This window comes from Kushneria halocnemicola (assembly GCF_965650455.1).
In the GTDB taxonomy this organism is placed as follows: Bacteria; Pseudomonadota; Gammaproteobacteria; order Pseudomonadales; family Halomonadaceae; genus Kushneria.
Genome location: NZ_OZ287968.1, coordinates 2,382,245 through 2,395,956 on the forward strand (window position 1 = coordinate 2,382,245; position 13,712 = coordinate 2,395,956).

At 63.4% G+C, this 13,712-nt stretch carries 17 protein-coding genes; 3 read left to right on the forward strand and 14 right to left on the reverse strand.

Annotated elements, in window-relative coordinates; genetic code table 11:
- Positions 1 to 66: 66 nt before the first annotated feature.
- The 5 genes from ACS92L_RS10825 to ACS92L_RS10845 all read right to left on the reverse strand — a co-directional run bounded on the left by ACS92L_RS10825 (position 67) and on the right by ACS92L_RS10845 (position 4,127).
- Positions 67 to 1,128: an NAD(P)H-dependent flavin oxidoreductase gene (locus tag ACS92L_RS10825; RefSeq protein ID WP_438764833.1), complete on the reverse strand. Its 1,062-nt coding sequence runs from the start codon at positions 1,126 to 1,128 to the stop codon at positions 67 to 69.
- A 52-nt stretch (positions 1,129 to 1,180) separates the two neighbouring features.
- A complete protein-coding gene (locus tag ACS92L_RS10830) occupies positions 1,181 to 2,062 on the reverse strand; it encodes an EamA family transporter (protein ID WP_438764835.1) in 882 nt (293 codons plus the stop codon).
- Between the two features lie 99 nt (positions 2,063 to 2,161).
- Positions 2,162 to 2,659 carry a GNAT family N-acetyltransferase gene (locus ACS92L_RS10835; RefSeq protein WP_438764837.1) on the reverse strand — a complete coding sequence of 166 codons (498 nt, stop codon included), beginning with the start codon at positions 2,657 to 2,659 and terminating at the stop codon, positions 2,162 to 2,164.
- Positions 2,652 to 3,131, reverse strand: a complete 480-nt coding sequence (locus ACS92L_RS10840) for an OsmC family protein (protein WP_438764838.1) — start codon at positions 3,129 to 3,131, stop codon at positions 2,652 to 2,654. The genes ACS92L_RS10835 and ACS92L_RS10840 overlap by 8 nt, the downstream gene beginning before the upstream one ends.
- A gap of 75 nt (positions 3,132 to 3,206) precedes the next feature.
- Complete coding sequence (locus ACS92L_RS10845) at positions 3,207 to 4,127, reverse strand: CHAD domain-containing protein (RefSeq protein WP_438764839.1); 921 nt, start codon at positions 4,125 to 4,127, stop codon at positions 3,207 to 3,209.
- Between the two features lie 190 nt (positions 4,128 to 4,317).
- Between ACS92L_RS10845 and ACS92L_RS10850 the strand changes: the two genes are divergently transcribed.
- Together ACS92L_RS10850 and ACS92L_RS10855 are read left to right on the forward strand one after the other, a co-directional pair.
- The gene (locus tag ACS92L_RS10850; RefSeq protein ID WP_438764840.1) at positions 4,318 to 4,959 is read left to right on the forward strand and encodes a YoaK family protein; all 642 of its coding nucleotides are present in this window, start codon (positions 4,318 to 4,320) and stop codon (positions 4,957 to 4,959) included.
- Between the two features lie 117 nt (positions 4,960 to 5,076).
- Complete coding sequence (locus ACS92L_RS10855) at positions 5,077 to 5,292, forward strand: hypothetical protein (RefSeq protein WP_438764841.1); 216 nt, start codon at positions 5,077 to 5,079, stop codon at positions 5,290 to 5,292.
- 110 nt (positions 5,293 to 5,402) lie between these two features.
- Here ACS92L_RS10855 and ACS92L_RS10860 read toward each other — a convergent pair whose 3' ends face one another.
- The 8 genes from ACS92L_RS10860 to ACS92L_RS10895 form a co-directional block, all read right to left on the reverse strand.
- Positions 5,403 to 5,624 (reverse strand): DUF2835 family protein, encoded by a 222-nt coding sequence (locus ACS92L_RS10860; RefSeq protein ID WP_438764842.1) that lies wholly within the window; start codon positions 5,622 to 5,624, stop codon positions 5,403 to 5,405.
- Between the two features lie 170 nt (positions 5,625 to 5,794).
- A complete protein-coding gene (locus ACS92L_RS10865) occupies positions 5,795 to 6,883 on the reverse strand; it encodes a sulfate ABC transporter substrate-binding protein (protein WP_438764843.1) in 1,089 nt (362 codons plus the stop codon).
- A gap of 176 nt (positions 6,884 to 7,059) precedes the next feature.
- Positions 7,060 to 7,986 (reverse strand): CysB family HTH-type transcriptional regulator, encoded by a 927-nt coding sequence (locus tag ACS92L_RS10870; protein WP_438764845.1) that lies wholly within the window; start codon positions 7,984 to 7,986, stop codon positions 7,060 to 7,062.
- Positions 7,987 to 8,088: 102 nt separating this feature from the next.
- The gene (locus ACS92L_RS10875; protein ID WP_438764846.1) at positions 8,089 to 9,423 is read right to left on the reverse strand and encodes a methyl-accepting chemotaxis protein; all 1,335 of its coding nucleotides are present in this window, start codon (positions 9,421 to 9,423) and stop codon (positions 8,089 to 8,091) included.
- 194 nt (positions 9,424 to 9,617) lie between these two features.
- Entirely contained in the window at positions 9,618 to 10,931 is a 1,314-nt protein-coding gene (locus tag ACS92L_RS10880) for an arsenic transporter (protein WP_438764848.1), read from the reverse strand.
- 12 nt (positions 10,932 to 10,943) lie between these two features.
- Positions 10,944 to 11,657: an arsenical resistance protein ArsH gene (gene arsH, locus ACS92L_RS10885; protein ID WP_438764849.1), complete on the reverse strand. Its 714-nt coding sequence runs from the start codon at positions 11,655 to 11,657 to the stop codon at positions 10,944 to 10,946.
- Positions 11,650 to 12,066 carry an arsenate reductase (glutaredoxin) gene (arsC, locus tag ACS92L_RS10890; protein ID WP_438764850.1) on the reverse strand — a complete coding sequence of 139 codons (417 nt, stop codon included), beginning with the start codon at positions 12,064 to 12,066 and terminating at the stop codon, positions 11,650 to 11,652. The genes arsH and arsC overlap by 8 nt, the downstream gene beginning before the upstream one ends.
- Positions 12,063 to 12,419 carry an ArsR/SmtB family transcription factor gene (locus ACS92L_RS10895; RefSeq protein WP_438764852.1) on the reverse strand — a complete coding sequence of 119 codons (357 nt, stop codon included), beginning with the start codon at positions 12,417 to 12,419 and terminating at the stop codon, positions 12,063 to 12,065. Before ACS92L_RS10895 ends, arsC begins: the two co-directional genes overlap by 4 nt.
- Before the next feature lie 105 nt (positions 12,420 to 12,524).
- Between ACS92L_RS10895 and rarD the strand changes: the two genes are divergently transcribed.
- Positions 12,525 to 13,421 carry an EamA family transporter RarD gene (gene rarD, locus ACS92L_RS10900; RefSeq protein ID WP_438764853.1) on the forward strand — a complete coding sequence of 299 codons (897 nt, stop codon included), beginning with the start codon at positions 12,525 to 12,527 and terminating at the stop codon, positions 13,419 to 13,421.
- Between the two features lie 110 nt (positions 13,422 to 13,531).
- On the opposite strand, the gene ACS92L_RS10905 is transcribed toward rarD, so the two are convergent.
- Positions 13,532 to 13,663 (reverse strand): entericidin A/B family lipoprotein, encoded by a 132-nt coding sequence (locus ACS92L_RS10905; protein WP_438764855.1) that lies wholly within the window; start codon positions 13,661 to 13,663, stop codon positions 13,532 to 13,534.
- Positions 13,664 to 13,712 lie beyond the last annotated feature (49 nt).

Sequence of the window (13,712 nt, forward strand, 5' to 3'; positions counted from 1 at the left end):
GGTCGATGCCGCCTCCGGTCAGGACACCGACCTTCGTCGAGCCGTCATTCTTGCATGAGAGATCGTTTATTCACTGTTTTTTGATGTAACGCCGAGCCGGCGGCTCTCCGCGCACAGCTGCCTGACCAGCGCCGTTGCCGGCAGCGCCCGCGACAGCGCCGCCCCCTGCCCGGCCCAGCACACGTCAAACGTCTTGTCGCCCGCCTCGATAGCGGCTGCGGCCAGCGCCTTGCCGGCCAGATAGGTCCGTGGGTAATCGGGAACATCCGTTGAGGTGATCTCGCAGGTATGGCCGTTAACCAGCGCTCGCGCTGGTCGCCCGGAAATGACCGGGGTCACCACCGTCTCAAGCGAATGCGCCCCGCCAAGCCAGGCGCGGTGGGTGTCACTGGCCGCGGACTCCGGGCAGGCGATAAAGGCCGTACCCAGCTGCACGCCGTGGGCGCCGGCCGCCAGCATGGCATCAATGCCGGCCCCATCCATGATCCCGCCGGCGGCGATCACGGGGATCGACGTGTGATGCGCCAGCAGACGCACCAGCGGCACCACGCCCAGCAGGGCGTCGCCCTGGTCGGGGTCGAACACGCCACGGTGGCCGCCCGCCTCGCTGCCCTGTGCAATGATCACATCGATACCGGCCGCCTCGATGGCACGTCCCTCGGCAAGCGTAGTGGCCGTGGCCAGCAGCGTGATGCCGCACTGTTTCAGCGCCTCGATCACCGGCTGCGGCGGCAGCCCGAAATGAAAGCTCACCACCGCCGGGCGCTGCTCGCACAACAGCGCCTGCATGGCCGGATCGTCGTTGAAGCTTTGATAGATCGTCTCCAGCCGCTCGGGCGGCTCTGCCCCAAGACGGGCAAACAGCGGCGCCAGCCCTGCCAGCCAGTTCGCCTCGCGCTCGGCATCGATGGTCGGCGTGCGGTGACAGAACACGTTGACGTTGAAGGGCCGGTCCGTCAGCGACCGGGTCCGCTCGATCATCGAGCGCGCCGCATCGACCGTGGCCGCGCCAATGGCGATCGACCCCAGCGCGCCGGCGTTGCTGACCGCTGCGGCAAGTTCCGGTGTGGAAACCCCCGCCATGGGGGCCTGAATCAGCGGCAGGGCAACGGGTAGAACGGTCGTCATGGGGCCTCCCGGGAGATATCGGTCATGGTGTATCGATCGTGGGGGTATCGTGTCAGCCCTGAGCCGGCGCCGCCGAACGCGCCGTCAGCGTGGTGCCCATCGAGGCCATGATCACGGTACCGATCGCCAGCCACTGCAGGGGGGTCAGCTGCTGACCCAGAAAGAGCAGTCCCGACAGCGCCCCGATGGCCGGTTCCAGACTCATCAGCGTGCCGAACATGTGGGTCGGCATGCGCGACAGGGCAAACATTTCCAGCGTATAGGGCAGCGCCGTCGAGAGCACCGCGATCGTCAGACCGATGGGCAGCACCGCCAGCGAGAAGACCGCCGTGCCGGCCTCGACCAGCCCGATCGGCGCCATGACGACAGCGGCAATGGTGATGCCCAGCGCCGCGCTCTGGGTGCCGTTCCCGCTGCCGGCCCGCCGCCCGAACAGAATGTAGAGCGCCCAGCATACCCCGGCCCCCAGCGCGCACAGCGCCCCGCGCGGGTCAATGCCGTGCTCGAGGCTGGTGTCCGGCCATAAAAGAATCGCCAGCCCCGCGATGGCCAGCGCAATCCAGGTGAGATCACGCCGGCGTCGCGAGGTGAACACCGCCACCGCCAGCGGCCCGGTAAACTCGAGCGCCACCGCAATGCCCAGCGGCACGGTGACCAACGCCTGATAGAGCAGAAAATTCATCATCCCCATCGCCACGCCGTAAACGGCAATCGCCTTGAAGGCCTTGCGCGTCACCGGCCACCGCCACGGGCGGACGATGGCCAGCATCAGGGCGGAGGCCAGCAGCAGGCGAATGGAGGTGGCACCGGAGGCGCCGATCACGGGAAAGAGCTGCTGAGCCAGGGAGGCGCCGCTCTGGATCGAGCACATGGCCACCAGCAGCAGGGCCACCGGCAGCAGGCGTTGAAAGACGAGCGCACGCGCAGACGACATGGGCGTTTATTCCGAAACGATCATTGAAAGACGACCCATGATAGCCGCCGGATCCGAGGCATGGGCGCAGCAACTCGAAGAGTTCCCGACTCCCGAGGCCTAACAGGGCGCAACCACCTCGTCGTGGATCACGAACCCGCGCCTTTGGTAGTTGGCCAGCGCCGCCGGGTGATCCAGCGAGCAGGTGTGCAGCCAGACCCGCTCGGTGCCCAGCCAGTGCCAGGCCTGCTCGATGGCGTGACTCAAAAGCCCCGCCCCGAAGCCCATGCCGATGAATGCCTCAACCAGCCCGAAATAGAGAATCTCGACGTTGACGCCATCCGGACGATACAGCTCGTAGTAGCCGGCGATCGCGCCGCGGTAGTACGCCACGAAGGTGCGATGGGCATCGCTTTCAATCATCGAGCGCCACGCGCCCTGATCGCCCTCAAGCTTCTCATCCCACTGCCACGCCGCCCCGACCAGCTGATACAAAAAGCGATTGAGCGCAAACTGGGGGATCTCGCACTCGGTGACCGTGAGCGTCTCCGGCAGCGCCCGGGCGCGATGTTCCCCCGGGTCACGCATCTCCAGATACCAGATGGTCTGCTCAGCCATGAGAGGCGCTCTGTCGAATGAAATCGGGCTGACAGCCCACCTCGAAATTGACCGAGGCGGCGATGAAACACTTTTTGTGGGCATGATCGTGCAGCTCGCGGGCGCGTGATTCACTGCTGTCACTATCAAGGGTAATGCGCGGGCGCAAAGTCACCCGGGTAAAGCGCCCCAGGGCGGCATCCATCTCGCCTTCGGCGTGATCCTCGTAGGCCAGCACCACCACGCCGGCCTCGGCGCATAGATGCAGATACCAGAGCTTGTGACAGGCCGAGAGCGAACCGACCAGCAGCTCTTCCGGATTCCAGCGATCCTTATCGCCCAGAAAGGCCGGATCGGCGGAGCCCGCGATGGACGCCTTGCCGGGGGCGCGCAGCTCGTGCTCGCGGCCGTAGTCCCGATAGCCGGTCGTGCCGGTGTCGCCACCGCCCTGCCAGAGTACCGTCACCTGATACTGATGCTGCTGTCCTGCCATGTCGTCGGCCCCGCGTTCATGAGTGCGCGCTTATCATCGCCATTTTAAGCGGTCGCGTCGATCATGGGCAGTACGTCAGCTCTTGCGGGCCTGTCGGCGCGCCACGTCCCGATAGCGCTTGATTCGCCGGCCCAGCGCGTCGGGCTTTTCGGCGAACAGCCGCTGCCCCAGCCAGAGCGCCTCGCTTTGAAGCCTCAGACGGCGCTCGGCAATCAGGGCCAGCACCACCCTGGAAGTGTCGTCGCCCTGTGCGGCCGCTTCCGGGTCGCCGAGCACCTGCGCCAGCACGGCCAGATCGTGCTCCTCGCCCAGAAGATCCGCCAGCCGATGAGCCTCGCGGGCGCGCGCCTCCATGGGGACCTTCCAGACGTTAACGAGCAGCTCACAGTGATGACGGTGATACTTCACCTGTTTGCGCCACTCGTGAAAGGCCGCCTCATCGCTTTCGCCGTCGGCCTGCGCCATGGCCTCACGGGCGCGCCGGCAGGTGTCGACCAGCCCGCGGCGCAGCGGTTTGAAGCCTTCGATGGCCGGCGTCCAGTCATTGACCGCCCCACGGGCCCTTTCAAGTTCGCCATCCAGCCATGCCATGTCCGGCAGGGCGGTGGCCTCAAGCGCCCGGCGGTGGCGCCCGAGCAGCATCTGCCGCGTCGGGGTGAACCGACGCCGGTCCAGTCGGCCCTTGTGAGCCGCCATCAGCGCATCGAAGGTATCGATCAGCACCTGCTCATCGCGCGGGCCGCTGACCGCCCGGGCCAGATCGCGAAAGCGCTGGTTCTCCCGAGCGTAGTGTTTGCCCAGCGCCGGTCGCGCCAGACGCAAAACGGCCCGCACCCGCTTGCAGCGCTGGCGCAGCTTGTGAATACCTTCCACCGTATCGCGCCGGGCAATATCGCGGCGTGCCCGGTCGATCTGCTCGGCGGCAATGCGCGCAAGCCCCTTCGAGGTGTTTTCAGACATCGCAAGGCGATAACCCATGACCTCTTCCTCCAGCATGACGGACCCTTCATGCAGTGTAGTGCGCGCCGCCCGCGACTCCCGGTGCGTTGTGACCATTGCGCCGGCTTTGCCACGAAGGTCGAAGCGGTGATGGCCCGCAATGCAGCTCCGGGGTGATGTCCCGACCCACCTTGCGTGGATACGCATTACACTCGGGAGCTGTCATGACTTGTCTTCAGGTGCCGCCATGTTCGACAGAAAGATCCCCTTCCCGGCCTTCGCCCTGCTGTTCATGGTGGCCGGCGCCACGGATGCGCTGATCTATCTGCACAGCCGTGACCTGCTGGCGGTCTACATGACCGGCAACAGCTCGCATATCGGGCGTCACATCGGGGAAGCAAGCTGGGCCGGCATTGCGCCGCTGGCCGCCGTCATCGCGGCCTTTTTTACCGCCACCACGCTGGGCGCCTGGATTGCCCTTCGGGTGGGGCGCTGGCGCCCCACGGTGATTTTACTGTTGACGGCGACCCTGATGAGCGCCTCGATGCCCTTTGCCCACAGCGACGACTATCCCTTCACCACCGTGCTTTTTATCGCCGCTGCCATGGGCGTGCTCAACCAGGTCAGTGCCAACGAATCGGGTGTGACGTTTCTGACCGGCATGCTGGTCAAGACCGGTCGCGCGCTGGCCGAAGGCAATTTCAGGGCCGGGCTGGACGGCGTGGTGCGCTGGTGCGCGCTGGTCTCGGGCGCAGCACTTGCCATGCCGCTTGACACCCATCTGGGGCCACGCGCGCTGCTGACCATTGCCGCCATGCTGGCACTTGGCGCCGTGTTTACGGCGTGGAACGCGCAGGTAAGCCGGCGCCGGGCAATGCAGGCGTTGTGATATCAGCAGCAAACAGCGCTCGCTCGTTTGTCGCCGCCGGGAGACGAGACCATTGGACGCCAACGGGGCGAGCCGCGCCGCACTAGAGTCAAAAGGTCCCCCCTGGAGGGCTCTGACATGACCTACGCCTACAAACCTGCCTCGCAGGACGCGCTGGATGCCACCTCAGCGGCTGAAACCGATCAAAGCTTCATTATCTATGACGAAGAAACCCTTGATCAGGAAGGCATCTACGCCTCGGAGAATGAAGCACAACGCCGCTGTGAAGCGCTCAACCGTTCGGCGAGCGACAACCCCGCCCCGAGTGATGTCCACCCCGATCAGACAATGTAGAAACATCGCTTTAGCAACGCACCCGGCTCAGGCCGGGTGTTGTCGTCGAAGACGCAGCCATGACGACACGTGATCTTTGAAGGGTTCGCTGATCCGGGGACGACCGTCACCTATCGAAGCGCCACAATCGAAACAAACCGCCCCTGATCGTCAAAGGTGACCCGGTAGGTGCCACGCACGCCGTCACGTGTGATGACGTGGTGCAAAACGCGCGAGGGCAGCAACACGCTGCGCCCATCGAGCGTGCGGGTGCGGATACTGTCGGCGGCGCCGGCGTAGTGGGCGTGGCACTGCTCGGCGCTCAGATTGAGGGTGATATCGATGCTGGGCAAGGCAACCTCCCGGGAAGCGAAAGGGTCGTTCAAGGCCTTGAGCATAACGCCGGGCCGACGCGGCGGCGACGGCTCTGCTCATCTCGAGCCGGCGGGGTAGCGTATGTCCCCCCATTGAAAAACCGGGCCATGTGCCCGGTTTTTTAATGCCTGTCATCAACGACAGTCGCCTATGAGCCCGGTCGCGAGATGCGGTCAAAGACGCCGCCGTTGGCAAAGTGCGTCTGCTGGGCTTCACGCCAGCCGCCGAACACCTCGTTGATATTGTAGAGATCCATGGTCGGGAACTGCTCAAGAAGTTTCGGGTCCACGCCGTCGGTATTGGTCGGACGATAGTAGTGCTGCGCGACCAGCTGCTGGGCCTGCGGTGAATAGAGATGCTCCAGATAGGCGTGGGCGGCCTTTTCCGCCGCCGGGCCCTTTTTCTTCACGTTGTCCTCAACGATGGCGACCGGCGGCTGGGTCACGATGCTCACCGATGGGGCGATGATCTCGTAGTCCCCCTGACCCAGCTCGTTGACCGCCAGCAGCGCCTCGTTTTCCCACGCCAGCAGCACATCGCCAAGACCGCGCTGAACAAACGTATTGGTTGCCCCGCGTGCGCCGGTATCCAGCACCGGCACATGCTGATAGAGCGTTTTCACATAGTTTTCGGCAGCCTGTTGCGCCTTTGCTACATCTTCTTTGGCCGCCGGGTCATGCAGCCGGCTCAGATCGCCCAGCTCTCGCTTGAGCGCCCAGGTCCAGGCGGCCAGATAGTTCCAGCGCGCCCCGCCGGAGGTCTTTGGGTTGGGCGAGATGACCTCGACGCCGTCGCGGGTCAGATCCTCCCAGTCATGGATGTTTTTCGGATTGCCCTTGCGCACCAGAAAGACGATCGAGGAAGTATAGGGCGTGCTGTCATCGGCAAAGGCCTGCTGCCAGTCCGCGGGCAAGAGTTTGCCCTTCTCGGCGATGGCATCGATGTCGGCGGCCAGCGCCAGGGTGACGATATCGGCGGGGTTGCCCTCGATCACCGAGCGCGCCTGGCGCCCGGAGCCACCGTGGCTTTGCTGAATGCTGACCTGATCACCCGACTGCGTCTCATACCACTGGCTGAACGCCTGGTTGTAGTCGGTATAAAGCTCGCGGGTCGGGTCATAGGAGACGTTAAGCAGACTGATCTTCTCGGCGTGGGCGGCCATTGAGCCGGACAGCGCTACCGTGGCCAGCGCCAGCGTCAGCCCCCGACGACGTGAAACAGAAAAATGAGGATGCATGGCGGGTTCCCTTGTCACGCTTGAGGATAGTGTTGGCTCAAGCGTACCGGGCGTTTTAATTACTTAAAAATATATAATATCGAATTACTTATCACCTTTTGAGATATAAAACCCCGGGTAACCGATACCGCGCCGGGCCGCGTGGTCAACAGACCTCCCTGTTTTGCCGATACCGCTCAGGCGCGGGTCAGGGCCGTGTGCACGGCATCACGGCTCAGCTCGGGCGAGCAGCATTCCAGAAAGCGGTAGGCGAAATTGCGCAGCAGATGCCCTCGGCGCAGGGCGATCAGGGTGGTATTGCGGGGAAAGAGGTTGTCCTGATCCAGCATTGCCAGGCCCGTATCGCGCACCGGGTCGAAGGCCACCGAGGCGATGATGCCGATGCCCAGATCCAGCTCGACGTAGGTCTTGATCACGTCGGCATCGAGCGCCGACATCACCACATCCGGTGTCACCCCGGCGGCAGCAAAGGCCTGATCGATGCGCGAGCGCCCGGTAAAGCCTTCGTGGTAGGTCACGATCGGATAGCGTGCAATCTCTGCAAGGCTCAGGGTGGCCACCTCGCGCAGCGGGTGATTTTCGGGCACCACAATACCGTGCTGCCACTGATGAAAGGGAAAGGTCACCAGCTCCTGATGCGCCTCGCCCAGGGCTTCGGTGGCCATGCCGATATCCACCTTGCCGGCACGCAGCAGCGACACGATTTCGCCGGGGCCGCACTGCTGAAGCTCCAGATGCACGCGGGGGAAGTCACGGCGAAAGCGCGCGATGATTCCGGGCAGCACATAGCGGGCCTGGGTATGGGTGGTGGCAATGCGCAGGCGACCCTGATCCTCATGCACCCACTGCTGGGCCAGACGCTTCAGGTTTTCGCTGTCGAGCAGGATACGCTCGATGGTGTCAAACAGCGTGGTCCCGGCGGGCGTCAGCCCCAGCAGGCGTTTGCCACGACGCTCGAACAGCACCACCCCCAGCTCGTCTTCCAGATCGCGAATGTGCTTGCTGGCGCCGGACTGGGAGGTAAAGAGGGCATTGGCGGCGTCGGTCAGATTGAACTGACGCCGCACCACTTCTCGCACGATACGCAACTGCTGAAAATTCACGGCGACCTCATGTCATGACGCTATCAAAACGTCATCCAATATAACCTTTGGGCCTTTAGAGGCTAAATCAGCATTACTGATAAGGTTATGACAGGGGTGAGATCAGGCCGACACCCTCAGGGACGCGCAGGGCGTTTGTGCCGCAGCGCCTGCCTCATCCTCGAGCTCCACGGTGGAGGCCATGCGGCGTACGGCGTTGACCATGTCATCGGTGCAGGCACTGATCCGCACGATCGCCTCGCCGGCATTGCCGGCCATGTCCACGCCCTTGTCCACGCTTTCCCGACAGGTGTGCATGCTGGTGTTGGCATTGCGGGAGAGCTGCTGCAGGGTGTCGATCGTACCGGAGATATCGCTGGTGGCCTCGGCCGTTCGGCGGGCCAGCTGACGCACTTCATGCGCGACCACCGAGAATCCGCGCCCGTGTTCGCCGGCGCGCGCCGCTTCGATGGCCGCGTTCAGGGACAGCATGTTGGTCTGGGACGCAATGGAGCGGATGGTCTCGACAATGGCCGTGATGCCGACTGCCTGCTGCGTCAGATCATTCAATAACCTGGAGGTCGCCTCGACCCGATCGGCAATGCTTCGAATCTCGCGCACGGTCTCGTCGATGATGCGGCTGCCCTCACCGGCCGTTGTTTCCGTATCGGCCGAGATGCGACAGGCCATACGCAGGCTCTCGGTCTCCCGGTCGACCCGCTCGGTGATGTTGCTGGCAAACTTGATGACCTTGTAGAGCCGGCCGTCGTCATCAAAGATCGGGTTATAGGTGGCCTCAAGCCACAGGGTGCGCCCCTGGCGATCAAAGCGCTTGAACTGCCCGGACATGAACTCTCCGGCGTTGAGCTGCGACCAGAACGCCCGGTATTCGGGGCTTTCCGCCAGCGCCCTGCCGCAAAAGATCCGGTGATGTTCGCCTTCGATCTCGGCAAGCGTATAGCCCACCGTGTCCAGAAAATTCTGGTTGGCGGTGAGGATATGGCCATCCGGCGTGAACTCGATAACCGCCATCGAGCGGTCGATGGCCGCCAGTCGGCTGCCCATCTCCTGCTCCTGACGAACCTGCACCGTGATGTCGGTGGCGATCTTGATCACGCGCACCACCTGGCCGCGCCGGTTGCGAATCGGGTTGTAGGTCGCCTCCAGCCACAGGGGGGCGCCATCACGGCGCAGCCGCTTGCAGCGCCCGCTGTTGAATTCGCCCTCACGCAGCCGTGACCAGAAGGCCGCATACTCGTCACTTTCCACGTAGGCCTGCGGGCACAGCAGGCTATGGTGCTGGCCAATCAGTGTCTCGGCGCTGTAGCCGGTGGCCTCGAAAAAGGCCGGGTTGGCGCACACGATATTGCCCTGCGGGTCAAACTCGATCACGGCCATGGCGCGATGAATGGCGTCTACCAGCGGTTCACGCTGACGAGGGGGTCTGGTTCCAAACACGTGGTTACTCCTGCCATGGCAGTGCCGCCGATGCTGTCGGATGTCTGCGGTTCAGGTGGGGTCTGAGACCAGCATCGGCATATCAAACGCATTCCTTGAGGTTTTACCGATATTGATCTATCCAACCCGACGATGCCTGTCTGACCGCCAGCGCGTATCAGCCACGTCTCATCAGGTGCTCCACGCCAGATGACTTATGCGCCGGCCCCGATCACCCGTGGCCCCCACATCGCCAGCGCCACCAGCGTGACCAGCAGCACCGGCGGCGTGATCACAAGCCCCACTTTCATGTACTGCCCCCAGCCAATGCGATGGCCCTTGCCGGCCAGTACATGCAGCCACAAGAGTGTGGCCAGACTGCCGATCGGGGTGAACTTGGGGCCCAGGTCGTTGCCGATGACGCTGGCATAGGCCATCAGCTGACGGGTGAGCTCCGGAACCCGGGCCTGATCAATCGCCAGTGCCCCGATCAGGGTCGAGGGCATGTTGTTGACGATGGAGGCCAGGGTTGCCAGCGCGATGCCGGTGCCCAGCGTGGCGACAAACGAGCCCTGGGCGGCAAGCCAGGTTAACGCGCCGGCGGCGATCTCGGTCAGGCCCGCGTTACCCAGCCCATACACCACCAGATACATGCCGACCGAGAACAGCACGATCTGCCAGGGCGCGTTTTTGACCACCTCGCTCAGTGAAATGACCGGTTTGCCGCGAACGCCCCAGCGCCCGGCAATCGCCATCAACACCAGTGCCGCCGTGCCCATGATGAAGGCAAAGGGCACCTGCCAGCGGGCGGTCACAAACAGCGCGATCAAAAGCACCGCCAGCAGCGGAAAGGCGGCGCGAAAGACGCGACTGTCCACGATCGCACTGGCCGGTGCTTCCAGCCTTTGGCGGTCGTAATAACGCGGCACCTCGCGACGGTAATAGAACCACAGCACCAAAAGCGTGGCCGCCAGCGAGACCAGATTGACCGGCACCATCACCCGGGCGTATTCACCAAAGCCGATATCGAAGTAGTTGGCGGTGACGATGTTGACCAGATTCGAGGTCACCAGCGGCAGGCTGGTGGTATCGGCCACAAAGCCGGTGGCGATGATAAAGGCCAGTGCCGCACTGGCGCTGAACTCAAGACGCACCAGAATCGCCAGCACGATCGGCGTGAGCAGCAGTGCGGCGCCGTCATTGGCAAAGAGCGCGGCAATCACCGCGCCCAGCATCACGATCAGCATGAAAAGCCACGGCCCGCGCCCGTTGCCCCAGCGGGCGATATGCAGCGCCGCCCAGTTGAAAAAGCCCGCCTCATCGAGAATCAGGGAGATGATGATCAACGCCACGAAGGTGAAGGTGGCGTCCCAGACAATCTGCCAGACGGTGGCGACATCGCCCCACCCCACCACGCCGGTGGCGAGCGCCACCGCTGCACCGCCCAGCGCGCTCCAGCCAATGCCCAGCCCGCGCGGCTGCCAGATCACCAGTACCAGGGTGATCACGAAAATGGTCAGTGCCAGCATGCAGGAACCTGCTCAGTGAGTGCGCTGATTGACGCGCCGGGAAACGTCTTCGGCGCTCTCGACACGTTCGGAATAACGATCCGTCAGCATCCCGGTACGCCCGCGCGTCAGCCAGGTGAACTTCACCAGTTCCTCGCAAACATCAACGATGCGGTTATAAAGCGGTGAGGCAAGCATGCGCCCCGCCTCGTCAAACTCGTTGAAGGCCCTGGGCACCGAGGACTGATTGGGGATGGTCAGCATGCGCATCCAGCGCCCCAGCAGGCGCATCTGATTGACCGCGTTAAAGCTCTGGCTGCCGCCGGAAACCTCCATCACCGCCAGCGTCTTGCCCTGGGTCGGGCGCACGCCGCCCAGTGACAGCGGAATCCAGTCGATCTGGGTTTTCATGATGCCGGTCATCGCGCCGTGGCGCTCGGGGCTGACCCACACCATGCCCTCCGACCACTGCGCCAGCTCGCGAAGTTCAGCGACCTTCGGATGATCGGCTTCGGCATCATCGGGCAGCGGCAGCCCCGAGGGGTTGAAGGTTTTCACCTCACAGCCAAACCAGCGCAACAGCCTGCCGACCTCTTCGGCTACCAGCCGGGAATAGGAACGCTCGCGCAGCGAGCCGTACAGCACCAGCATGCGCGGCGCATGGCGTGGGTCATCGGGATGGATCAGTGCCTCGACATCGATGGGCTGGAGCTGATCCATATCGATATGGGGCAATGCATCACTCATGCCCGACCCCCTTGAAACGCACCACTTCGCCATCTTCCTTTTTGAACTCGGTCAACGGCTGATCCAGCAGCGCCAGCACCTGCTCGGAGGGCCTGCACAGGCGCGCGCCATGTTCGGTGACCACGATCGGCCGGTTGATCAGGATAGGATGCGCCATCATGGCGTCAATCAGCGGCTCATCGCCGAGCGTTTCATCTTCGAGTCCCTGTTCGGCGCAAAGCGGCTCCTTGCGGCGAAGCAGCTCGCGGGGCGCGATGGCCATTGACGCCAGCAGCTCGACCAGCCGCGCCCGCGTGGGCGGGGTCTTCAGATACTCGATGACTTCAGGCGTCTCGCCGGACTGGCGCAGCATCTCCAGCACGTTGCGCGAAGTGCCGCAGTCAGGGTTGTGATAGATCACGCACGTCATGGCACGTCCTTCTCGTCAGAACAGCATTCGGGCTGAAGCGCTTCCAGCAGCGGCGCACAGAGTTCGGGGCGTCCCGCGCAGCAGTCATGAACCAGAAAGGCCAGCGTTGCCTGCATTCGATCCAGACTGGCCCGGTAGATAATCGAGCGACTCTGACGCTGTGAGACCACAAGGCCTGCCCGCGACAGCACGCTCAAATGCGCCGACAGCGTGTTGTGCGGCACGTCCAGATGACGCGCCAGTTCGCCGGCCGCCAGTCCCTCGGGCTCGTGCTGTACCAGCAGGCGAAAGGCGTCCAGCCGTGTGTTCTGCGCCAGCGCAGAGAAGATGTCGATCGCAGTTGTATTGTCCATATGTCCAAACTTATGGACATAAAGGGGACCCGTCAAGCGTGACGCGTCGCTGCGGCATGGCATCGAGCGTATGATGCTGTTCTTTATCGGAAGGTCGAGGCAACGATGGACAAGCGCGAACACAGTGCCGGGCTTCTGGCCGCTCTGGGCTGTTTTTCGATGTGGGGCGTGATGCCGATCTATTTTCATCTGATCGGCCCGAGCGTGTCTCCGTGGGAGATTCTCACCCAGCGCATGGTGTGGGCCGCGGTGCTGTTGACCCTGTTTGTCCTGATCACACGTCGTCATGAGAGGGTGATGGCCATTGTGCGCCAGCCTCGACTGCTGCTGGCGCTCACGGCCTCGGCGCTTTTGATCAGCTGTAACTGGGGCCTGTTCATCTGGGCGGTATCGAGCCATCACGTACTGCAGGCAAGCCTGGGCTACTACATCAATCCACTGCTCAACGTGGTGCTGGGATTGATCTTTTTTCGCGAGCGGCTACGCCCGCTGCAGATGGTCGCGGTGCTTCTGGCTGCCGCCGGCGTGATGATCATGGTGGTGGGTTTCGGGCGGGTGCCCTGGGTATCGCTGATGCTTGCCGGCACCTTTGGCATTTACGGACTGATTCGAAAGCGCATCGCCGTGGACAGCATTACCGGGCTTTATATCGAAACCATGCTGCTGCTGCCGTTTGCCCTGCTGTGGCTGGGCGGGCTGTATTTTCAGCAGCAGGCGGTCTTTTTACAGGGCAGCGTGCGCACCGATGTACTGTTGATCGGCTGCGGGCTGATCACGGTGCTGCCGCTGGTGCTGTTTACCATGGGTGCGCGGCGGCTCAAGCTCGGCACGCTGGGGCTGATGCAGTATCTCACCCCCACCCTGCACCTGCTCACCGGCGTATTCCTTTTCGGTGAACCCTTCAACCAGGCAAGCCTTGTCACCTTTGGCTGCATCTGGGCCGGCCTGGTGCTCTACACGGTGGACACCCTTCGGGCGCAGCGTCAGGTGAGCAGCGCATGAGGCCGGCTATGAAGGCTGCCCGTGAACGATGGTGTGTAAAACCACAAGTGCCGGCAAAAAAAGCCCGCAGCCGTTGAGCTGCGGGCTTCGTCGTGCTGGGTAGCACGGTGTCAGTCGGAGGCGTTCTGGATGGCCTGACCGCCGTCGGAGATATCCTCGCCCGCGCCATGCATGGTGTTACATCCGCCGAGTACTCCGGCAGACAGCAGCATTACCACAACCAAAAGCGTCATGCGTTTCATGGTATTACCTTCCCGTGTGATCGGCCGCCCGGCGGCACGCATCAAGGAC